Below are 22,536 nucleotides of genomic sequence, written 5' to 3' on the forward strand. Positions count from 1 at the left end.
ATAGCCTTTGAAACCCGTTAGTAATAAAGGCATTAGATTCGCAATATACTCTTCTCTGTGTTTAATGATGGTCAACAAAAGAGTGCTCCTCTTCTGCGACTAGATCATGAGAAACCGACACTTGTTCGGTAGAGTGATGAGTAGATTGAGTGACGCTAGCAGTTTGAGTTTCCGTTGCGTTATCTTGCGATATAAAACTAACTTTACAGCGCAGACCCGCAGGGATTTCATAATCTGGGTTATCTAATGTAAGACGAACGCCGTAAGTGCCACTGGCGACATCGGCAACGCGATCAATACGGCTAACGGTTGCTTGCCATGTTTGATCGACCGCATCTGACCTTACGTCTGCTAACATTCCTTTTTCTACTTTGCCCATTTGCTCTACTGGAATGATAACTTCAACATTTAAAGGAGAGAGTTGTGCGATACGAACAATAGGTTGATCGTCAACATATTCACCTAGTGTTTTAAAGCGGTCCATGATGAACCCTGTTATTGGGCTACGAATAGTATGGCGATCCACGACTTCCTTTGCGCGTGCATATTCCAGTTCAGCTAGCTTTTGATTATCAAGTGCCTGATTGAGTTGTAGTTGAGTCAATTTAGTTTCGGTTTGCGTTTGATCCATCTCTTTGCTCGATATCATTGAGCGTTTATACAGATCTTCAATACGCTTGCTTTGTCGTTCGCCAAACTCTGCATTGGCACGTCGTAATTCAATTTCAGCTGTCAATGAGACACGTGTACGAGCGAGTTCAAGTGATGCCATATCGACTTTTGATTCAAGTACTGCTATCACGTCTCCTGCTTTAACAAAATCGCCGCGGTCAACGTTGACTGATTGTAATACACCTGGAATATGGCTACCTAGATCAGCTGTCTCACTGGGGTCGATAACACAATCTAAAAGCTCTAGATCATTGAGGAAGGGATCTGTTTCTTGCGCTACCACTAAGGCAGGTAACCAAGTTATCTGTAAAATTAATAGTAAAAAGCCATGTTGAAGTCTCATGCGACTCATAAATATTCTCACATTTTTATATGATATTACGCTGTTGCTCACTGGCCTTCATCGGCCATGTTGAGATCTGATATAAACAGCTAAAAAGTAACAAATAGTTGAAATCTATAATTCAACTTTACGTATATTAAAAATAAAATAACCTTTTTAATTCAAAGAATTGTTAAGGTTTATTGTGCAGAACCTGAGCATGGTATTGTTCATGTTCAGCACTTGAACTTGTTCGACCTATCCACCAAAACATTGTATGTAATGTGTTTAGGCCGTTAAGGGTAGTAAATATCTTAAAAATAATCGCTGTAGGCCCCTCATCCATTGCCCCCACAAAGATTCTGAACCATGGTTAAAGCGTATATAAGCTCGCTCACCAATACCTGTCACTTTTGTCCCTTCAGGTAGTGCAATATCTAACTGAAAAACATTTTCTGTGGCCGTTAAGCCTGTCTCGTCTCGCATGTCGACACTAATTTCACCACCTCCGAGTGCACCAAGCGCAATACTAGGCAGTGATGAACCACCAGCAGGGACTTCGCGTATTAATGTCCCTTGAATAGAGTCAGTCATTTGTCCGGGCAGTTTGACCTCAATGGAATCAGGTTTTGAATGTAATAAATCTGCATATTCCTGTTTTACTACAGCACGTACAATCGGTTGTTGATCTTGAATAACGTAGCCTAATATGTCGCCCTGATTGACAAATTTACCTCTTAACTGATGCGGATCATGTAAGATAAAACGACCTTTAACTGGGCTTATTATCTTTAATGAGCTTACCTGTTCGCTGACTTTATTTAATTCTGCAGTAACTGCTTTAATGTCATCTGCAACCATCGCACCACGAACCCGACTGTTATTTCTCTCAGAGATCTGTTTTGTGCTCAATTCTCTTAGTCGAGCTTCTAATATAGTACGTTCTGTCAACAATGATTGATCTTTTAGTATTATAAGTAGCTCTCCTGCTTGAACCTCAGTGCCTGAATTGACCACAACCGATTCAACAAAGCTATTAGAAGGGCTTAGGATCTTACCATTATCATCGAACCAGATAATCCCTTGCGCTTGAGTGGTGAGTGACACGGGTATCTGTACTAAACCTGCACATACAATAATAATTAACCCAATGGTCGATATAGCACGTAGACGACGCGCCTCAAGACGAGGGCTAGTCAGCAGAAAATACAATGTTTGTAATATCGGTTTAAGTATTTGCTTGAATATCGCCCAGCTCGCTAAAATAACACCGATAATAAAAAATTCACTGGGTAAGTACAGGGCAATACCTATCAACACTATCAAGCGATAAAGTGGTGATGCTAAACCATAAAAAAGGAACCAAGCTGACTCACCATGCGCGGTAACAGGTGAGCGTAATCCCTTTATTCCAAGTGCATATTTCTGCATTAAGTAGAGATAAAACTGGCTTGCACGGGAGGCTAAGTTTGGAATTTCAATGAGGTCGGAAAGCACATAATAACCGTCATAACGTAATAGTGGATTACCGTTAAATAACAGTGAAGATACACCACTAATAAGCATTGTATTGAAGGCTACTTCATGAACAAGGCCGGGTTCGCTAAGCAGCCAAACAAATAACCCTAATGCTGCTAAAAACAATTCAACCAATATGCCCGCAGCGGCAACTATCGCACGACGGCGTTTATCGCGAAATGCCCAAGATGCAGATGCATTAATATAGGGTACGGGCATAAATAATAGCAGTGTAATACCGGTATCATGGGACTCGCCCCCACCCGCTTTAACCGCCATACCATGGCCTAACTCATGCAATATTTTAATCACGGGGTAGATCAACCAAAAGGCGATTAACTCCGAGGGGCTGAGACTTTTATCTGCAACTGCCGCTACGATCGATTGCATATTGACTACCACTAAAACAAGTGCAATAACGATTGTTATCAGCCAAATCCAAAGCCCTTTTACTGAAAAAACAAACCTTGCTAAGGGGGCTAAGTAGTTCAACAGTCGATCAGGATCAAACAATGGAATTCGAATCGCCAGTGGGTTACTTATCACTGAACGCTTTGAATGTCGGGTTTGATAATAGCGGTTTAGCACCTCTTGCTTACCAACAGGAAGGCCGTTACGTAATACTTCGGCACGTTGTAATTGTGCCAAAATATTTAATATATCTTCAATTTCAAGTAATTCATCAATTTCTCGGTTTTTATTAACCAAGTACATGATTTCCTGCATTGAGAAATCACCATTTAATCTGCCAATCACTTCATAGGCAGTGGCATTAAATCGGGTAAATTTACCACCTGATTGATCATGCAGAAGGTACCAACGTTCCCCTCGATAATCCTGCACAAGAATTTCTACGTGCTTACGCAGATAAGGGCGTAATTCTGCTACATGTTGCCAAAGGGATGAAGTTTGCTGTTGTTTATTCATCGCTTAGAAACCCAAAGACCAAGCCCAAAGGCGTAATCGAGAAACGAGCGAATCAGTCCAAACACTTAATAAACTCCCACGACCAACGACTATCTTTGCGGTTCCCTGCATACCAGGACGCAAACCTTCGGGGGAGTCGATGATGTCAGACTCTACTCGAAAATTATTGCTACCCTGCGTCACTGAGGCGATGGGAAAGATCTGTGAGATGCGTAATTAAATTAATTGATCAGATAAACCTGTTAAACGTAAATTTGCATTTTGTCCCAACATCAGATTAGCAACATCATGCTCATCTACTTGTAGTGTTACACGGTAATTTTTAGCCGGTATTACCTCAAAAAGTAATTGTCCGCGCTCAATCGGTGCGCCAAGCGATTGGCTCCAGTCTCCACTAACTAATAAACCACTAAATGGTGCCTTTAATTGAGTATGCAGCAATCGCTCCTCAATACTCTCCAATTGCGCATCAGTTTGTGCGATGCTAGCTTTCAATATGCTGATTTGAGCACGGTCTCGTTGTGCTAAAGCCTGATGGTATTCTTTCGCTTGTTTGTCTCGTTCGCTAGACCACTTATCATATTCAAGCTGTAAATCTCTATCGTCTAAAGTTGCTAGCACTTGATTTTTTTCAACTAAATCACCCGCTCTCACCTTAGCAGTTGCGATATAACTGCTGAAAGGAGCAACAATCGACTGTTGCACTTTTCCTTCCACCGAAGCTGGCGCAGTAATAATATGATCCGTTTGCAACAGTGTTAACAGCCCTATCAAGATGATACTTGTAAGCGTGATCACTTTAGTACGAAAGTACCCAGGACCGATTAATCGATGTAGTTGCTGTTTAATATTATTCGCCGCTTTTTTCCAAATCGGTAACGAATTATTAGTATGTAAACGAACCACTGGCGCGATACTATCAGCAATAGTAACAAGTCTTTTAATCGCTTCGGCGTTAAAGCGATTACTCTTCTGAGAAACGAGTGTTAATACCCCTATCGGGCTTACATCATCACGTAAAATAATCGAACAAACTGCGCCATTTTTATCATTGAGTAGCTGCTGGGTATGTTTATGAATAACTGAGGTTGTTTGTTTTGAATTAGCTTGAATAATAATATTTTCATTCTGTTCTACACACTCCTCCATCGCAAATTCAACTTGTCTAATACGCTCAATACGACGGTCGAAATGAAGTTGATGTGATACGCTTAGTACTTTCACTTGTAAGCCTTTAACCAAGCCGAGCTCTACTCTGGTACAGTCAAAATGTTCCGCAATAAAATTACAAAAATGGTAACCGCTTACCGGCAAAGGTTCATTTACGGCAAGTAATGCAACAGCATTTAAAGCAAGTGTTGCGTCGCTATCCTGTCGTTCACTTTTACGTTCCAACATTTTTTCTAGGAAAACACTACCCCACTGTAATAATTGCAATACAGCTTGGCATTGCTGCTCTGACCGAACAGCAACAGCGAGAACAACAACACCCACAACTTGCCCTTGCTGGACTAGTGGATTAGAAATATAATCAATAAGTTGTGAACTATCATCAAGCGCTTTATTGACTCCTCCTGTAGCACTCTTAATAGTATTTACTGCAATATTGGTAAGTGTTGAAGAGAAAGAATCAGCATTAGGCCAAAGGGCGATACTTTGCAGATCTTCTTGGTCTGTCTTGGTTAGAAATATGCTTCCACATTTAACATTTGAGATCATGCTACATTGCCAGTCTAGCCAATGTGAAGCCTCATTTGAAAACACGGTTGTCGTTACAAGTTTAGTCAATCTATTTTCTCTACATTCTCTAATTTATTAAAATATAATTTTGCTTATCCACTTACTTATTTTAAATCTAAGTAGCTTAAACGGGTGAATTAACTTTATTATTTGAAAGCCTTAGAGAAAACAACCTATTTTAAGCAGTTTAATCACTATGATTTATTATTGTAATATGATTAATAAAACCGTTAACCTTGAAAAAAGCTAACCTTTTATCGATTAAATAGATTTAAATCACCTATATAAAAACATCAAAAAAATAAAAAAACAGAGACTTATTAATTGTATTTTAACACTTCAAAAACACCTCTCCCTATTAAGAGTTATTTTTATATGTAAATATTTGATAAATATAGATTCGATAATAGGAGCAAGCAAGTTTTTTTTTAAAAATAACAAAAAAATTACTTGTTTTGTTAAGCAGATTTTTTATTTACAAAATGTAATTGATAACTATTTATGAAATTAAATATAATTTAGTGCAACTGTTACTTTATGTTGTGTTTTTGTCTTATAAATAACAGCCCTATTATTGAACAGTAAACAATAGAAATGAATAAGTAAGTTCCTTCGACGTCCAACTAAACCTCAACATTCAGCTAAACGATACTAAAAATACAATAAAAAAATCCGCACTTGTTTAACAAGTACGGATTTTAAAAGTCGTTTATCGGTTATTTTTACAGTCTAACCAATAAAGCGATTCAGATAAGCATCGAGTTTACGCGTAAACAGGGTGTGCGGTACAGAATTTAGCGACTTTCACTTTAACAGCTTCGATTGTTGCTGCTAGTTTTTCTTCATCTTTAATCGCATCAAGTACGTCACAAATCCAAGCCGCTAATTCAGCAGCGTCAGCAGTGTTTGCACCACGACGAGTGAATGCAGGAGTACCGATACGTAGGCCAGATGTAACAAATGGAGAACGTGGATCGTTTGGTACTGAGTTCATGTTCACTGTGATGTGAGCAAGACCTAGCGCTGCATCAGCTTCTTTACCTGTGATGTCTTGAGCAATCAAGTCAACTAGGAAAAGGTGGTTTTCAGTGCCGTTAGAAACGATTTTGTAACCGCGTTCTTGGAATACTTTAACCATTGCTTTAGCGTTGTCTAATACATTTTGTTGGTATTCTTTAAACGCAGGCTCAGCACATTCTTTAAATGCTACTGCTTTAGCAGCGATAACGTGCATTAATGGACCACCTTGACCGCCAGGGAATACAGCTGAGTTTAATTTTTTCTCAAGTGCTGGATTAGCTTTAGCAAGGATAAGACCGCCACGTGGACCGCCTAATGTTTTATGCGTAGTTGTTGTTACAACGTCAGCAAATGGTACAGGATTAGGGTAAAGCCCCGCAGCCACTAGGCCAGCAACGTGCGCCATATCAACAAACAGGTAAGCACCTACTTTGTCAGCAATTTCACGGAATTTAGCCCAATCAACAATACCTGAGTATGCAGAGAAACCAGCAACAATCATTGTTGGTTTGTGCTCAATTGCTAGACGCTCAACTTCAGCGTAATCTAAAACACCTGTGTCTGGGTTGATACCGTATTGAACAGCGTTGTAAACTTTACCAGAGAAGCTAACTGATGCACCGTGTGTTAAGTGACCACCGTGAGCAAGGCTCATACCTAAAACCGTATCACCAGGAGCACATAATGCAGCGTAAACAGCACTGTTTGCTTGAGAACCAGCATGTGGTTGTACGTTTGCGTAGTCTGCACCAAATAAAGATTTAGCACGTTCAATTGCTAAAGATTCAGCAACGTCAACATATTCACAACCACCGTAGTAACGCTTACCAGGGTAACCTTCTGCGTATTTATTTGTTAATTGACTACCTTGTGCTTCCATAACACGTGGACTAGTGTAGTTTTCAGACGCAATAAGCTCGATGTGATCTTCTTGGCGTTGTACTTCATCAGTCATTGATTTCCATAGTTCTGGATCGTAATCAGCAATATTCATATCTCGGTTAAACATGTGCATCTCCTGGTAGGAATTATAGTGTAAGTCAATTTATGATGCGCATTTTACGCAATCTTTGCGCTATTGCATAGAGCAAATAGTGTGAAATATAGCGAACATGAACTTGAATAAAAGTAATGCTAATTAATTTATGTTGAATAAAGATAATAATTACACTTATTATGCGGATCTAGAAATAAACAATTGCGCACAATACTCTCTCTTAATTAGGACAAAGGGTAAAGTAAGCATTACACGAATGAAAGCGTCAAGGTTATGTTTAAGCGTCAAATGCTAGGGCTAATAGATGAATGCTAAGTACTAGGACTAATAGATAAGTTAGTACTAAAAAGGTTATTAACGTATTGCTAATAACCTTTTGTTGTTTTATCACCCTCTCAATACAGGGAAAAACAGTTTATACAATACGCTCAGGTAACGGATTTTTAGCTGCTGTGATCACTATCGCGATCGATTTTGAGTTAGGCGTGAAGGTAAAATCACCATAGTTAGCCAATGCCACTAAAGGATTTGCTTCCGGATAATAAGCGGCAGCGTTACCCGTAGGAATATCATAGGCAAGCAAAGTGAAATTAGTCACTTCTCTCACGACTTCATCTCCCCATAGCGCTTCAATATCGACTTTATCACCGGTTTTTAATCCTAATGCGGTTATGTCATTTTCGTTAAGAAGAATAATATTACGATCACCACTTAAACCACGGTATCTATCTGTGAAACCATAAATAGTTGTGTTGTATTGGTCGTGAGAACGCAGTGTTTGTAAAACAAAAATACGGTTTTTAGTTAACGCTCGTTGCGAGGCTGAAATAATTGCATCGGGTAAAGGTGCACTATGAAATTGTGCTTTTTGATCGCTCGTATTCCATTCTCTTCGCCCAGCAGCATTACCTAAATAGAACCCACCTGGTGCTTGCAAACGTTGGTTCATGTCGCTAAAGCCGGGAATAGTTTGACTAATATAATCACGAATAAGATCATAGTTTTGAACCGTATCTAACCAATTGATTGGAGAGCTACCCAATGTGGCTTGCGCTATGCCCGCAATAATCGCAGGCTCAGAACGCATTTGTCTGGTGTCACTTTTTATTACCCCTTGCGAACTGTGTACCATGGAAAATGAATCTTCCACTGTGATTTTTTGAGATTCACCCGCCTGTAAATCGATATCTGTTCGGCCTAAACAAGGTAGAATCAACGCAGATTTGCCGGGGTATAAATGAGTTCGATTAAGTTTAGTCGCAATATTAACGGTTAAATCACAGCGACTCATTGCTTGGCGTGTGATTTCAGAATCCGGCATTGCCGCCACAAAGTTGCCACCTAACCCGATAAACACTTTGCTGTCGCCACGTAACATCGCTTCCACGGCTTGTACGGCATTGTGCCCATGCTCCGCGGGAGGCGTAAAGTTAAAGGTTTTTTCTATGTTATTAAGCAATGTGGCATTAGGTTTTTCATCGATGCCCATGGTGCGGTCACCTTGCACATTAGAGTGACCACGAACAGGACATAAACCTGCCCCTTTTTTACCAATATTGCCAAACAACAATTGTAGGTTGGTCATTTCGTTGATCGTAGGCACTGAGTGCTTATGTTGAGTAATACCCATTGCCCAAGTAAAAATAACACGTTTTGCTTGTTGGTAAATATCTGCCGCTGATTTTATCTGCTTTTTAGATAAACCGGATTGTTCAGTAATTAATGACCAAGGCGTTGCATCTACTTGCTCTAAGTAGGCATCTAAACCACTGGTATGCTGTTCAATAAATTTAACATTGAATACATGGTCACCATTTTCAAGTGCTTGGTTATGACGTTTTAACAAGACTTTAACTATGCCGCGCACGGCAGCCATATCGCCGCCCAAATTAGGGGTATAATATTGACTGGTCAGCTTCGTTTCACCACCAAGCACCATATGCGCTGGTGATTGAGGATTAGCAAAGCGTTCTAAACCACGCTCTCTTAATGTATTAAAGGTCACAATACTTGCGCCACGTTGTGCAGCATGGCTCAAGGTATGTAGCATACGAGGATGGTTGGTCCCTGGGTTTTGACCAAACACAAAAATGGCATCGGCATGGTCAAAGTCTTCTAGTGTTACTGTACCTTTACCTACACCAATACCTTGTTTTAATGCATAACCACTGGCTTCGTGGCACATATTTGAGCAGTCAGGAAAGTTATTAGTACCAAACTTTCTTATCATCAACTGGTATAAAAAAGCAGCTTCGTTACTTGCTCTGCCAGAGGTATAAAACTCTGCTTGATTAGGATTTTCTAAGCCATTTAGGTGCTGTGCAATCAATGAAAAAGCATCATCCCAGCTAATGGGTACATAACAATCTGTTTCTGATTGGTACAGCATAGGGTCTGAAAGACGCCCTTGATCTTCTAAATAGTAATCACTTTGTTTACGTAAGGCAGACACACTATTATTCGCAAAGAATTCAGGTGTTAAACGGCGAGAAGTCGCTTCCCAGTTAACGGCTTTTGCGCCATTTTCACAAAAGCGAAAACGTTCTTTTTTACCTTCTTCACCCCAAGCGCACCCGGGACAATCGAAACCATGATCTTGATTGGTTTTGAGTAAATTCAAAACGTTTTTTGCTACGTTCTCACTGTGTAATAAATGTTTGGCTGTACTTGCAAGTGAACCCCAACCACCAGCTGCTGCTGTATATTTTTTAACACTCATAATGCCTACCTATCATTTGTAATGGTTATTAATGTTGTTTTTGTAAACGAAAGTCACCGTGGTAGACATTAAAAGTATGCTCACTAACAAAGCCTATTAAAGTGATGTTAAATTGTTTTGCTACTGCTATCGCTAAACTTGATGGCGCGCCTATCGCAACGACCACTGGTATCTTTGCGGCAACCGCTTTTTGCATAAGTTCGAAACTGATACGTCCACTGAGCATTAAGATAGATTGATTATCCAGCTTACCCTGTGTCAATAAATCGCCAACCACTTTATCAACTGCATTATGTCTACCCACATCCTCTTTCGCTGACAAGCAAGCTTGCAAAGAGAATATGCCAGCACTATGAACGCCACCCGTTAAAGAAAATAAAGACTGTTGTTGCCGTAATTGCGTTGAGAATGTAAGTAAAGCAGAGACTGGCAACCACTGTGGCGTTTCATCGATAGTGACATTAAAAGTATGCGCTAGTTTCTTCACATTACTGGTGCCACAAATACCACAGCCTGAATGGCTAATAAAATGACGCGTTAAGGATTCCCAATCTAACACAACCGATGTAGCTAAGGTAATGTCACATTGATTAAGTTCAGAACTAATAATTGATTGTATTTGATCTGCATGTTCGATAACTGCATGCGATAGTAATAATCCAGTCACTAACGAAGCATCATCTCCGGGGGTTCTCATGGTGACCATCAAGGTTTTTTCAAGCAGTTCACCCGTTTCCTGGCATGTCCAATGCAATACGATGTTGAGAGGCTCTTCACTGATCACCAAATCTTGACTCAAACGCATCTCAAAGGAACCATCCTCTGCTAATCGATAACGTTGCCGATTAACAGTTTGGTATGGTTTTGTGCTCATTGCTTCACCTTAGCGATTGCTGTTTTTATTAATTGATATGCTGATAATTGAAAACGTTGAGACGGATGTCTAACTCATTAAAAAGTAAAATATTTTACAAGTTTAAAAGTGAATAACGATTCAGAGGAGGTCTTTATAACATATTTTTTATAAGGATTTCAGCAATAAAATTTATTTTATTAAAAATATTTATGGCATTGAAAAAGCACCAACCAAATTTACTTTTTAACATTTAATTTAGCCACTAAATACATTTTAAATTCTGTTGATGCACAACTAAATATATACGTTTTTTAATTTTATGATAAATTCATCTTCCCTATCTCATTAATAAAAATTAAATAATTATAAAAGGATTTAAATGTTGAATAAACTAATCAAGCTATTTCCCGTTTGGGCCATTCTTTTTGCTGGCGTCGCTTTTCTTTCTCCACAACTATTCGTTGGGATAAAAAGCTATATTGTTCCATTACTGATGCTGATCATGTTGAGTATGGGCCTGACATTAACGCTGCAAGATTTTAAAAATGTCATTAATAAGAAATCAGCAATCGGTGTTGGCATGTTATTACAATTTACCATTATGCCAATTACGGCTTTTTTAGTGTGTTATTTTTTGCAATTAGACACAGAATTAACCGTTGGTATGATTTTAGTGGGTAGTGTTGCAGGTGGTACATCATCAAACGTAATGTGTTACCTAGCAAAGGGTGATGTTGCATTATCAATCACTATGACTGCGTTATCAACATTAGTTGGCGTGGTATTAACTCCCGTCATCAGTGGTTTATTAGTGGGTCAAAGCGTTGACTTCCCAATGTTACCCATCTTTATTAGTTTACTTAAAATAGTGGTGTTGCCGATTGCTATTGGTATCTTGATAAATTCATTTTTAAATAAACAAGTACAAGCTATCTCTTCTCTATTACCGCTTATTTCAATGCTATCAATCGTGATAATTATTGCTATCGTGGTTGCACTAAACGCGGGTAAATTAACAGATGTCGGTCCGATTGTGATGCTGGCAGTGATTATCCATAACAGCATTGGCCTGTTTTCTGGCTATTTCATTACCAAATTATTAGGGTTTGATGAAAAAACCAGCCGTACCATTGCCTTTGAAGTGGGTTTACAAAACTCAGGTCTTGCAGCTGTTTTAGCAATGAAGTTCTTCTCGCCTGCTGCCGCAATCCCTGGCACAGTGTTCTCGCTATGGCACAATATTTCAGGGTCTATTCTATCTGGATATTGGGCTCAGAAAGGCCTAGAAACAGAAGAAAAAATAACGACTGCACCGGTAACAGAGTCTTAATAAACTCAATATTTGCTTGTTAGCATTCACAATGCTGCCGTAATCAATAGTTTGTTTAGATGTTAGGTTAGGTGTTAAAGCAAAATAGAAAAAATATGATTCCGTATATTAGTTAAATTACGGAATCATTTTTTAATGCTCAACAATGACTCAATTATGTAGCAAATTGATAAACCAACTAGTTCTTTTAAGTAGTGAAATAACTATGTTGCAACAGGGTTATAACTGTTCGAGCGTTATCCTCATTAACAAGTGACATGCCGACGTTACTAATAAGTCACTATTATTAGACATTTTTATAACAGCGATGCTTTACCTTAGCTTCCCTTATTAATAGATCATCGAATGCATAATCGAACTAATAGAAAGTTGTAAGTTAAATTGTACGTTTGAGCCTTGATATTGGTATTTAAAACCGGTAGTTTGATTGTTCAACAAAATCCTCTATTTATAGTTCTACACAACTACACACAAAACACTACACAAGTAATTTACATTCATTGAAAACCTTCTTTTTATACCTAAACAATACCTAATCTAAGGAATTAGTCTTTGAATGTATTCAACATTAAGGAAAAATGATGACCTTTAGAAGCTATTACACCCCACCAACAATGGGACGACGTATTTTAACCCCTCACCAAACTGCTATATTAATTTTAAAAAATAACAAAAAAACAGCTAAAACCACCAATAACGATGCATACAGCAAGTTTAAAATGCTAGAAACACAGATAGCCTCGATATCAGGCAGTATTTTTTCAGCAACAGAACGTTGGGCTTTAATAGAAGCAATGAATGAACTCGGATGGCAAGTTGCCATTTGTAGAAATTATTGGACATTTATTCAAACTATTATTGTCGACCGATGGCCAACATTAGACCATCAGGAAATAGTCGATTTGGCGACAACAGTAAGTCGAACCCCAAATGATAAGCAACATGGACCATTATCTGAAGCATTTGAGTCCTTTGATATTACCGAGCTAACCAAGTTTTTCTATAATAAAAAAGAGCTTAAAGATGCAGTGCAAGCAACCGTTGATGAACGTAATTGGGAGAAAAACAAACATAAAGTAGAACTTGATTGGGATAAGCAACGAGAAGAAATAGAGCAATATATTAGCCAAATTGATATGACGTCAAATGATTTAAATGAATACATAAGAACTGATGAATTCACTATCTGGGAATATCTCTATTATGACTTGTTTAAAAGCAATCTAATTTTGGATGTACTTCAACTTAAAGCAAAAATAGAAAAATAGGCCATATTTTTTGCACTTAAAATTTCCTATGACCCCCTTTAGGACAGGACTCTGTCGTATTTATTATCTAATCTAAATAGATAAGGGAATTTCATCTACCACTTTATTCATCTATCACTGTAAGACCCTGTAAATGTAGACTGAACCAGCTCGGTTAACAATCTATCTAATACTCTATCCAATAGCCCCCTATAAATAATACGATTATATTTCACTTATCAAATAGGGTTAACATCATGCTTATTAGGGTTCTTATTTGTCACACTGCTAAATATCCTACTACTCAACTTAGTACAAAGCTTAGATGGCTAAACAAGGTAAGCAGTTAACTATTAAGCGCTCATTTTTTTACTCATTAGTATGCTTTGGTTATTTTTGATGACCTAAGACATTACCATCTGTTGCTTGTTGATTAGTAGATACTCTACAATAGCTCTCAATTATTTTATTCATTATAAAGGATCCCCCATGGCTCAACCATTGCCTGATAAGTTCATTTATTCTATGTCTCGCGTTTCTAAAATAGTGCCACCTAAGCGCACTATTTTAAAAGATATCTCATTAAGCTTTTTCCCTGGCGCTAAAATCGGTGTTTTAGGTCTGAATGGTTCAGGTAAATCGACCCTGTTACGTATCATGGCCGGTATCGACCAAGAATTTGATGGTGAAGCACGCGCATTAACCGGTACTAAAATTGGTTACTTACCGCAAGAGCCTGTATTAGATCTTGAAAAGAATGTCCGTGAAGTCGTCGAAGAAGCAGTTTTTGAAGTTAAATCTGCGTTAACAGAGTTAGATGCGGTTTATGCTGCATACGCAGAAGAAGATGCAGACTTTGATGCCTTAGCAAAACGCCAAGGTCAACTTGAAGATATTATTCAAGCCCACGATGGTCATAACTTAGATAACCAATTAGAGCGTGCTGCCGATGCACTACGTCTACCGGCTTGGGATCAACCTGTCAAAGTCCTATCTGGTGGTGAACGTCGCCGTGTTGCATTATGTCGTTTATTACTTGAAAAACCTGACATGTTGTTACTAGACGAACCAACTAACCACTTGGATGCTGAATCTGTTGCATGGTTAGAGCGTTTCCTACATGACTATGAAGGAACTGTTGTGGCGATTACCCATGACCGTTATTTCCTTGATAATGTAGCAGGCTGGATCTTGGAATTAGACCGTGGTTACGGTATTCCATGGGAAGGTAACTACTCATCTTGGCTTGAACAGAAAGATGAGCGTTTAAAACAAGAAGCCGGACAAGAGAAGGCACGTCAACGCCAAATTGAACAAGAGCTGGAATGGGTTCGTTCAAATGCTAAGGGTCGTCAATCTAAAAGCAAAGCACGTTTATCACGTTTTGAAGAGCTTAATAATCAAGATTTCCAAAAACGTAATGAAACCAACGAATTATTTATTCCAACTGGACAACGTTTGGGTGATCAAGTAATTGATGTCAATAACTTGACTAAATCCTTTGATGGGCGTGTATTGATTGACGATTTAAGCTTTAGTATTCCTAAAGGTGCTATCGTCGGTATTATCGGTGCCAATGGTGCGGGTAAATCAACGCTGTTTAAAATGTTGGACGGCACAGAAAAACCAGATTCAGGTGAAATCATCATTGGTGAATCGGTTCAAATGGCCAGTGTTGATCAGTTCCGTGATCATATGGATGACAAGTTGACAGTATTTGAAGAAGTGTCTGGCGGTAGCGATATTATTCAAGTTGGTAATATTGAAATTCCTAGCCGTGCTTATTTAGGACGTTTTAACTTTAAAGGTTCTGACCAATCTAAAATAGTAGGCGATTTATCCGGTGGTGAGCGTGGCCGTTTGCATTTAGCTAAACTACTTAAATCTGGCGGTAACTTGTTACTACTGGATGAGCCAACCAATGACTTAGATATCGAAACCTTACGTGCACTAGAAGATGCCCTATTAGGCTTTGCTGGTTGTGCTATGGTTATTTCACATGACCGTTGGTTCTTAGACCGTATTGCAACGCACATTATTGATTACCGCGATGAAGGTCAAGTTAACTTCTACGAGGGTAACTACAGTGATTATGAAGCGTGGTTGAAGAAAACCTTTGGTGCAGCAGCGGTTGAACCTCATCGTATTAAATACAAACGTATTAGTTAAAATAAACTGAAAACATAAAAAAACCATTCAATATTGAATGGTTTTTTTGTATATCCGTTATCATGCAAGTTACTAACAGTTGTAATTATACCTGTTTTCTACGGCGACTAACCATCAATCCAACTAATGCCACTGCCAATATACCGAATGAAGCAGGACTTGGTACAGATACAGGATTGGACACTGAAATATTGTTCACTGTTAATGTTGAATTAGCAAAAGAATCTTTAACGTTAAATACACCAATGGTATAAGTTAACCAACCAGATTCTGCTGCGGTCCAAGCAAAGCTGCCTGTTGTATAGTCAGGCGTCGACGTATCAGCAAGCCAATCTAGACTACCTAAGCTCAAGTTAACAAATGCAAAATCGTTGTACCAAGAGTTTGAACCCTCATTACTCAACCATTTCCAATCAAATGAAAAAGTTGAACCTGCATCAACTGCAACGGTATTTTTATAAGCTGAGCCAGATGTTACGTTGCCCGTCGCAATACTATTAAAAGCGTTCTTTTCTACGCCGGTCAATTGCGCTACTTTATTTTTATTTTTGCCATTGCTTGAATCTATAATAAAACTACCATTATTAGTAGTTACAGCACCAATGGTTTCAGCACTCATCAATGTTGCTTGGGCAGTTACTGAAAATAATAACGGCACCAAAATTAAGATTATTCTTCTCATTAATACATTCCTTTTAAATTAAATAAGCAGATATCTACCTACAAAGGATTAAAAGCACTAATCATGCCAAGAAATAAAGGTAAAGCACTATGACTGACACTCTCTTGAAAAACACCGCATTGCAGCAATAATATTTTTGTGGCCTAAATCAACTATTTTAATGTGTGCTATCACTATGATGTAACCCGTTAACTCTTAAGCTTGACGCCTAAAATAGCTTCACTTCAGACTTGCTGATTGTTGTAGTTTGAATAGTAACGGGTATAAAAGTATTAATTATCATAACAATAATTACTGAGTTAATTTTATTTCGACTTCTTATCAAGCATCAATAAAGGTTCGAAGCGTTTATCCGTTAACGTTTTCATAAAGGCAACTAAGGCATCTATTTTCCGATCTGTTAAAGCATGAGCGGTAAGATCTTCTTTATCAACGGTCGTAGGCACTTCTGGTGAACGCCAAGGTTTACCAGTTTCAGGATTAATAGTGCGTTCTGTATTATTGTAATGATCATAAAACTCCATCACCGTTCGCAACTCTTTAAACACACCATTATGCATGTAAGGTGCTGTCACTGCGACATTACGTAACGACGGGTTTTTAAACTTACCATCATATTTTGGGTCATCAACTGCTGGGTTCTCTAATAAACCGTGGTCAATAAAGTCTTCTTTTATATGACCTAATGCTATTAATTGATCATTAGAAGGCACACCTATATTACGATACTGATGATTCGTAAATGGTTCTTTTGGGCTGTCTTCAGTTTTTAACATGTGGCAACTATTACAGTTAACATTGTTATTCGAGAAGAATAAAGTACGCCCAAGATCTTCTAAGACTGTCAGGTCGTACTCGCCTTTTAGGAAGCGATCATATTTACTGTCATAACTAGAGAAGGCATCTGTTTTTTCAAATGCTTGTAGTGCACGTGAAAAACCATCAAAAGCAGGCAAAACTGTATCTGATTGCTTTGAGTCAAATACGGTTTCACCGTATAAGCGCTTAAAAGTAGACACGTAGAAAGGGTTTTCTTGTAAGCGTTTAACGAGCGTTTCGGCGTCGGGTAAGGCCATTTCAACAGGGTTAAGTGGCGGCCCCATTGCCTGGTCAGATAATGTGTTAGCACGACCATCTAAAAATTGCCCTCCAACATACTCTTTTAATACTTCATCAAAATGAAATGATGGTGATGTGTTGGCGTATGTTGCCATGGGAGTATTACGCGTACCGAGAGATTTAGTGTCGTCTCCTAATGAAACCATACCAAGTCCTACATTTTCACGGTGGTCACTAAAACTTTTTGAAGGATCATGGCAAGTTGCGCAAGACATAGTACGATTAACAGAAAAGTTAGAGTCAAGAAACAAGATCTGTCCTAATTGTGCTTCAGTCAATTGACCAGCGGCGTTAGCTACGTTTGTGCAAGCGATTAATGCGAGTAAACAATAAAATATTTTTTTCATTTCAATTCCGTCTAATACTTCTGTAAATATCAAAAAATGGCTGAATAATAATTTTTATAATGCCATCAAATTTTTCTCTTTTACCGCGCCCTAAACCAAATTTTTGATCTAAAGGAACGTCTTTTGATAGCCTTAATGTACCAAAGAGCCAATCCCACAAGGCTAAGATGCTGCCTAAATTTTTGTGTATATATTTCTGTTGATGGTGCACCTGATGTTGTGCTGGCGATATTAATAAACGCTCTAACCAACGCCCATAACTCAAGCGAATATGGCTATGTCTCAGGTTGCCAGTAAAAGAAAATAGGATCACAACAAAGGCATTGCCACCTAATACCGAATAAAGATTAATACGCGCGCCAAAACAAAAAACAAAAATGCCTGTAACAACACCAGCAACCAATGCATTACGTAGTGCAAACAACATGATTTCCACAGGATGTAAGCGATAAAATGTCAATGGGTTCAATGATTCAGCACTATGATGTACCTGATGAAACTTCCATAACCATCGATTAGTATGTAACCAACGATGCAACCAATAGCGACTAAAATCGCCAAGTACAAATAAACTGAAAGTGTACGCGACAATAATATCGCGATAATACCAGGACAAAAACAAGGGATCCGATATCGAGTTCAACCAATTCAGCGTCGACAGCGCAACCGTGTTCGCTGACAGTAAAACAGGCACAATAAACAGTGCCTTGAATACCCAATTAAATACAAAATAACGATAATCTAATTTTGAGTCAGCATTAAACCAATAAGCCTTTAATTGGGGTGCTGAAATAGCCCCCACTTTGAAGACATACCAAACAATGGCAATGATCCCGCTAACAACAAGGTAGCCCCAGAATATGCGGTCACTACCATTCATAAATGCCGCTAAAGGTGTATCAATCGCCATCTGCATCGATTAAATTCGCCGATACGCCAATCTGACTCACTAAATGTCTATAAAAGGCTTTTTGAACATCTAACAATCCCTGGAAAATTGGGATCATGTCGTTTAAATTAAAATTATGGTCTGCAGGTGTGTTTTTATAAGCAAGTAATGAGTTTTCTAACGCGGCTTGCACTGCATTAATCCCCTCTTTACCATGTTTTTCATAGGCAATAGTTGCCACGTTAGGTTGCTGGTCTTCCGCTAACAATTGTCTATTAGTTTCTAAAACCCCACCGATAAATGCCCAAGATGCTTCGCTGTAAGGGTATTGTTGATGCTCTGGTTTAGTCTCACCAAGATTAGCTTTTGTTAACCCACTGACTTGAGCAATACGCCAATCTCTTGTTTTATAAATATGCTCAATCTCAGCATTCACAACTAAAGACAAACCTCTATCTACATCAAAAAGAAATTCATCACGATTGGCTTTATAACCATCACTAATTTGTATAAATCGCTTACAAACGTTCGCGACCATTACTTCAGCAAAGGCTTTTCTGCGTTCAGACCATTCACCGCTGAACATAACAGAGTCGATTGCGCCCATGGTTTTATATGAATTTTTATATAATGCGGTTGACGGTTTTGAGTCACGCCCCACTAGACGTTCAATGCTTTCATGAATATCTTCATTACCACTATGGAAGTAATCCACCATTAATGGGTAATCCATTGCATTCATGTCGTAGTCACCAAGAATATAACTAGCTTGTACTCGTCCCCACCCTTCCGCAAGTTGCACAAATGCTTGGTGACGCACATCACTTGATTTGCTTTCTAACGAAGTTTGTAACTCTGCGCAATATAGCACTGCGTTATCGGCATTATGCTGCAGTACATTGTCGTAAATAGAAGCATAAGGGTCTTTCACCACTTCATTATTGACCTCTGCATCATTGACCACCGTATTAGTCTGCTCAGCATGACTTAGCGCTGGCACACTCAGTAAACACAGAATTGACAGGGGGGTAAAAATTTTCATAATTGCTCCAAAAAGTGTAACAAGGCCAAGCGCTGTGCTTGGTCTAATTGTATAAATGTTGATTTTGCCTTTTCAGCTTCTCCACCGTGCCAAAGAATAGCCTCTTCCGGTGTTTTCGCGCGTGCATCATGTAAAAAACGATGTCGTGCACGAACCCGTTCACCTACTCCCCATAAAGGCGCAGTGCGGTACTCACGCTCAGTGGCAAGGAATTCTGGACGCCCATCTTTTAACAGTTCCCCCATATCATGCAACAGTAAATCAGAATAAGGATGGAATTTAACGCCTTTCGTTGTGCTTAATGTCGAACGATGACAACTAGCACAGCCAATTTCTGTAAATAGTTTTTTACCCTGCTGACCTTGTGCATCTAACCTGACGGTTTTAGGTGCTTTATGGTCTCTAATAAAAGAGGCAATCGCTTGTAAACGCAACATTGGTAAGTCTAAACTTCCTAACCTTGTATTGTCTCCTTTAGGTGCCGCTATACAGTCAGCTTGTGCAGGTTGGCAAAGCTCTTCAGGAAAAGAAGGGTTAGTTAAACCAAGATCATGTGCTGCAGCATTTGCCGTTTGCGCAATAATATTGGCAGCACTAGCTTTCCAATTCATTCGCCCTAATATTTTTTCATCTTGCAGTGGGGAATTTAACCAATTAGCACGGCCACTAATTCCGTCAGCATTATCATCTGATGGGTCTTCCCACGCAAGGATATCTTCATTTGAAACTTGCTCTATTAATCGTAAACCCGCCAAAACAGGAGGTTGCCTTAGCGAAATAGTTGTTTCTTCAGCTAATGGCCCATAACCTAACTTATCTAAATAAGGAATAAACTTAGTTAACGTTAGTGATTCACCATCAGGATATGTAAAAGGTATTGATTCGATTTTTAATCTTGTTTGCGCTTCTGGTTTTACTTTACCGTTGCCTCTTATTGATACCTGAACACCATATATGGGATCCGGTACATTATCATGCATAGGGGTATCTATATTATTTACCAACCAACGTAATGAATGTTTACTTGGCTGAGTTAACTTGAAGACTAAACTGCGTAAGGGTTGGTTTGTATCACTGAGAGTCGGCGCACTACCGTTATTGATGTGACAACTGGCGCAGGTATTGGCGCTAAAATGAGGACCTAATCCGTCTCGTGCAGTAGTTGCACTCGGTGCTTCAACCCATGGGATAGTGAAAAAAGAACGTCCCAGAATATACTGGTCAAACTCTGTATCTGTCATCTTAATAGGATGAGAAAAAGGTTTACTACCGGCCGTATTACTAAATTGTTCTATATTGACATTGCTCGCTTCACTATGGGCAAAATGGCTGCATGCTAAAAACAAAAATACACTTAGAAGCAGATACTCCGAGACCTTACTACCATTAATTTTCATACATCACTTTCAAAATAAATGACTGGGACGAGAAACGCCACCGACCGATTTCGGCTAGTGGCGTTTATCATAATGCCCTTCTAATTAATGCTAGAAGGTCATTAACTTCAATAACAACGACTACGATATATTCGCTTTATAGTTGTGTTTCTTCTGCATCGGTAACATCATTTGTTGTTAACGAAATACCGTAGGCTTTAGAAACAATCACCATTTGATCACCTAGACGACGTAGTTGGTTTTTAAGCGTAACAATGTTTTGTACACTTTCTTCATTTTCCGGACGAATCTGGTAATCAAAATGCATAGTCGTTGTTGCTAATGTATTAATTTTAGCAATACGCATTTCAATATCAGCCATCAGTTTAGCAATTTCAGCTTGCTCTTCATCTGATACATTATCGATAAAAGCAGGACCTACTTTTTTACCTTTGTATTCGCCTAATAATACGTTTTTAATACCTTGGTAGTTTAATGCGATATCACGGTGTGTATTATCAGAGAAACATGAATGCTCATCTTCTTCACTTGGCGTTAATACTGCAACGGCAATACGTTCGTTAGCTAATTCTGATTTAGAGAAAACACCAACACCGGCAAAAATTTGTTTTAAAGAGGTAGCAGGTTCAATGTTTTTAGATTTTTGTTCGCCTGTTAATTTATCTAATAAAGCAGCACGGTACAGCCCTTTATCACCACTTACGTTGTCTTCCCAAGCGCTAGATACGACTGATAAATCATCAACCATTTTAGCTGCGACAGCATTAAGGTAATCAAGACGACGTTTTGCTAATTTATCCGTTGTAAAGTCAGACAGTGGACGTTGTCCAGCAGTCATTGCACCGTTGCTGATAGCATCTTCGATCATGTTATTGTAATCTTGATCTTGTCCCCATAGCATAAATTCAATGGCGTGGTAACCCGCTGCAACGTTTGCATCGCCACCATTTGTGTTTAAGTCGCCTAATACCGCAGGTGTGATTGTTGTCACGTCTACCGCAGTAACATCTTCTCCACCTGGTGTGAATAAACCTTTAGTATCAATAATATTGCCACTAGTACGCTTGTTATTAGCATCAATTGTGTAATCGATCATGTTTTCATCTAGCGGCCAAGAGTTAAGCTCACCTTCAACACCACCATAGGTTTCAGCTACCCAACCATCTTCAGCATCGATAGGACCATTTGAAAGGCGGAAAATTTCTGTTGTACCGTAGCTTTCACGAGACACTAACCAAGCATCTTTAGCTGCTTGTAATGATTCTGCAGTTGGTTTTGCAGTAAAAGCACTAATCGCAACTTGTAATGCTTTTGCATCTTTAACAGCATCTGAATAGTTAACAGAAGCAATGCTTGCATAGGTAGACAAGGTTGCTAATTTATCACTCTGTGAAACAGCTGCTTGGCTTGGTACAGAAAAAGCTAATACAGCGCCTGCGATAATGGTACTTAAAATTGTTTTCTTCACTTTCATTACTCCTGATGTACATTAAAACGTTAGTGAGTTTTAAATTGATTAATAAAACTCATTGGGTTAATTGCT

General features: G+C 38.8%; 16 protein-coding genes. 3 read left to right on the forward strand and 13 right to left on the reverse strand.

Going from position 1 to position 22,536, the window contains the following annotated elements:
• Positions 1-61: 61 nt before the first annotated feature.
• The 7 genes from MT391_RS09850 to fdhD form a co-directional block, all read right to left on the reverse strand.
• The gene (locus tag MT391_RS09850; protein ID WP_499497789.1) at positions 62-1,024 is read right to left on the reverse strand and encodes an efflux RND transporter periplasmic adaptor subunit; all 963 of its coding nucleotides are present in this window, start codon (positions 1,022-1,024) and stop codon (positions 62-64) included.
• A gap of 258 nt (positions 1,025-1,282) precedes the next feature.
• Positions 1,283-3,439, reverse strand: a complete 2,157-nt coding sequence (locus MT391_RS09855; RefSeq protein ID WP_499497791.1) for a hypothetical protein — start codon at positions 3,437-3,439, stop codon at positions 1,283-1,285.
• Between the two features lie 3 nt (positions 3,440-3,442).
• Complete coding sequence (locus tag MT391_RS09860) at positions 3,443-3,622, reverse strand: hypothetical protein (RefSeq protein WP_499497792.1); 180 nt, start codon at positions 3,620-3,622, stop codon at positions 3,443-3,445.
• Between the two features lie 33 nt (positions 3,623-3,655).
• The gene (locus MT391_RS09865; protein WP_499497793.1) at positions 3,656-5,227 is read right to left on the reverse strand and encodes an efflux RND transporter periplasmic adaptor subunit; all 1,572 of its coding nucleotides are present in this window, start codon (positions 5,225-5,227) and stop codon (positions 3,656-3,658) included.
• Positions 5,228-5,942: 715 nt separating this feature from the next.
• Entirely contained in the window at positions 5,943-7,208 is a 1,266-nt protein-coding gene (gene glyA / locus MT391_RS09870; RefSeq protein WP_499497795.1) for a serine hydroxymethyltransferase, read from the reverse strand.
• A gap of 403 nt (positions 7,209-7,611) precedes the next feature.
• Complete coding sequence (locus tag MT391_RS09875) at positions 7,612-9,915, reverse strand: FdhF/YdeP family oxidoreductase (protein ID WP_499497797.1); 2,304 nt, start codon at positions 9,913-9,915, stop codon at positions 7,612-7,614.
• A gap of 28 nt (positions 9,916-9,943) precedes the next feature.
• Positions 9,944-10,789 (reverse strand): formate dehydrogenase accessory sulfurtransferase FdhD, encoded by an 846-nt coding sequence (gene fdhD / locus MT391_RS09880; protein WP_299660721.1) that lies wholly within the window; start codon positions 10,787-10,789, stop codon positions 9,944-9,946.
• Between the two features lie 361 nt (positions 10,790-11,150).
• On the opposite strand from fdhD, the gene MT391_RS09885 reads away from it, so the two are divergent.
• The 3 genes from MT391_RS09885 to ettA all read left to right on the forward strand — a co-directional run bounded on the left by MT391_RS09885 (position 11,151) and on the right by ettA (position 15,517).
• The gene (locus tag MT391_RS09885; protein ID WP_028870056.1) at positions 11,151-12,101 is read left to right on the forward strand and encodes a bile acid:sodium symporter family protein; all 951 of its coding nucleotides are present in this window, start codon (positions 11,151-11,153) and stop codon (positions 12,099-12,101) included.
• Positions 12,102-12,682: 581 nt separating this feature from the next.
• Positions 12,683-13,369 (forward strand): hypothetical protein, encoded by a 687-nt coding sequence (locus MT391_RS09890; RefSeq protein ID WP_499497799.1) that lies wholly within the window; start codon positions 12,683-12,685, stop codon positions 13,367-13,369.
• Positions 13,370-13,837: 468 nt separating this feature from the next.
• Positions 13,838-15,517, forward strand: coding sequence for an energy-dependent translational throttle protein EttA (ettA, locus tag MT391_RS09895; protein ID WP_166372689.1), 1,680 nt, complete (start codon positions 13,838-13,840; stop codon positions 15,515-15,517).
• Between the two features lie 85 nt (positions 15,518-15,602).
• On the opposite strand, the gene MT391_RS09900 is transcribed toward ettA, so the two are convergent.
• From MT391_RS09900 to MT391_RS09925, 6 genes are all read right to left on the reverse strand, one after another.
• The gene (locus tag MT391_RS09900) at positions 15,603-16,199 is read right to left on the reverse strand and encodes a PEP-CTERM sorting domain-containing protein (protein WP_166372688.1); all 597 of its coding nucleotides are present in this window, start codon (positions 16,197-16,199) and stop codon (positions 15,603-15,605) included.
• A gap of 305 nt (positions 16,200-16,504) precedes the next feature.
• Positions 16,505-17,665, reverse strand: a complete 1,161-nt coding sequence (locus MT391_RS09905; RefSeq protein ID WP_499497800.1) for a cytochrome-c peroxidase — start codon at positions 17,663-17,665, stop codon at positions 16,505-16,507.
• Position 17,666: 1 nt separating this feature from the next.
• Positions 17,667-18,575 carry a sterol desaturase family protein gene (locus MT391_RS09910; protein WP_499497801.1) on the reverse strand — a complete coding sequence of 303 codons (909 nt, stop codon included), beginning with the start codon at positions 18,573-18,575 and terminating at the stop codon, positions 17,667-17,669.
• The gene (locus MT391_RS09915) at positions 18,565-19,596 is read right to left on the reverse strand and encodes a hypothetical protein (protein WP_166372685.1); all 1,032 of its coding nucleotides are present in this window, start codon (positions 19,594-19,596) and stop codon (positions 18,565-18,567) included. The genes MT391_RS09910 and MT391_RS09915 overlap by 11 nt, the downstream gene beginning before the upstream one ends.
• Positions 19,593-20,993, reverse strand: coding sequence for a di-heme oxidoredictase family protein (locus MT391_RS09920; RefSeq protein ID WP_499497803.1), 1,401 nt, complete (start codon positions 20,991-20,993; stop codon positions 19,593-19,595). The genes MT391_RS09915 and MT391_RS09920 overlap by 4 nt, the downstream gene beginning before the upstream one ends.
• A 136-nt stretch (positions 20,994-21,129) precedes the next feature.
• The gene (locus MT391_RS09925; RefSeq protein WP_299660737.1) at positions 21,130-22,461 is read right to left on the reverse strand and encodes an imelysin family protein; all 1,332 of its coding nucleotides are present in this window, start codon (positions 22,459-22,461) and stop codon (positions 21,130-21,132) included.
• Positions 22,462-22,536 lie beyond the last annotated feature (75 nt).

Source organism: Vibrio sp. 1-Bac 57 (assembly GCF_037546855.1).
Classification (GTDB): Bacteria; Pseudomonadota; Gammaproteobacteria; order Enterobacterales; family Psychromonadaceae; genus Psychromonas.

Bases quoted from the DNA above. Each gene is read 5' to 3' on its own strand.
- MT391_RS09850 (WP_499497789.1), bottom strand. From the start codon at position 1,024: ATGAGTCGCATGAGACTTCAACATGGCTTTTTACTATTAATTTTACAG.
- MT391_RS09855 (WP_499497791.1), bottom strand. From the start codon at position 3,439: ATGAATAAACAACAGCAAACTTCATCCCTTTGGCAACATGTAGCAGAA.
- glyA (WP_499497795.1), bottom strand. From the start codon at position 7,208: ATGTTTAACCGAGATATGAATATTGCTGATTACGATCCAGAACTATGG.
- MT391_RS09875 (WP_499497797.1), bottom strand. From the start codon at position 9,915: ATGAGTGTTAAAAAATATACAGCAGCAGCTGGTGGTTGGGGTTCACTT.
- fdhD (WP_299660721.1), bottom strand. From the start codon at position 10,789: ATGAGCACAAAACCATACCAAACTGTTAATCGGCAACGTTATCGATTA.
- MT391_RS09885 (WP_028870056.1), top strand. From the start codon at position 11,151: ATGTTGAATAAACTAATCAAGCTATTTCCCGTTTGGGCCATTCTTTTT.
- MT391_RS09890 (WP_499497799.1), top strand. From the start codon at position 12,683: ATGACCTTTAGAAGCTATTACACCCCACCAACAATGGGACGACGTATT.
- ettA (WP_166372689.1), top strand. From the start codon at position 13,838: ATGGCTCAACCATTGCCTGATAAGTTCATTTATTCTATGTCTCGCGTT.
- MT391_RS09900 (WP_166372688.1), bottom strand. From the start codon at position 16,199: ATGAGAAGAATAATCTTAATTTTGGTGCCGTTATTATTTTCAGTAACT.
- MT391_RS09905 (WP_499497800.1), bottom strand. From the start codon at position 17,665: ATGAAAAAAATATTTTATTGTTTACTCGCATTAATCGCTTGCACAAAC.
- MT391_RS09910 (WP_499497801.1), bottom strand. From the start codon at position 18,575: ATGGCGATTGATACACCTTTAGCGGCATTTATGAATGGTAGTGACCGC.
- MT391_RS09915 (WP_166372685.1), bottom strand. From the start codon at position 19,596: ATGAAAATTTTTACCCCCCTGTCAATTCTGTGTTTACTGAGTGTGCCA.
- MT391_RS09920 (WP_499497803.1), bottom strand. From the start codon at position 20,993: ATGAAAATTAATGGTAGTAAGGTCTCGGAGTATCTGCTTCTAAGTGTA.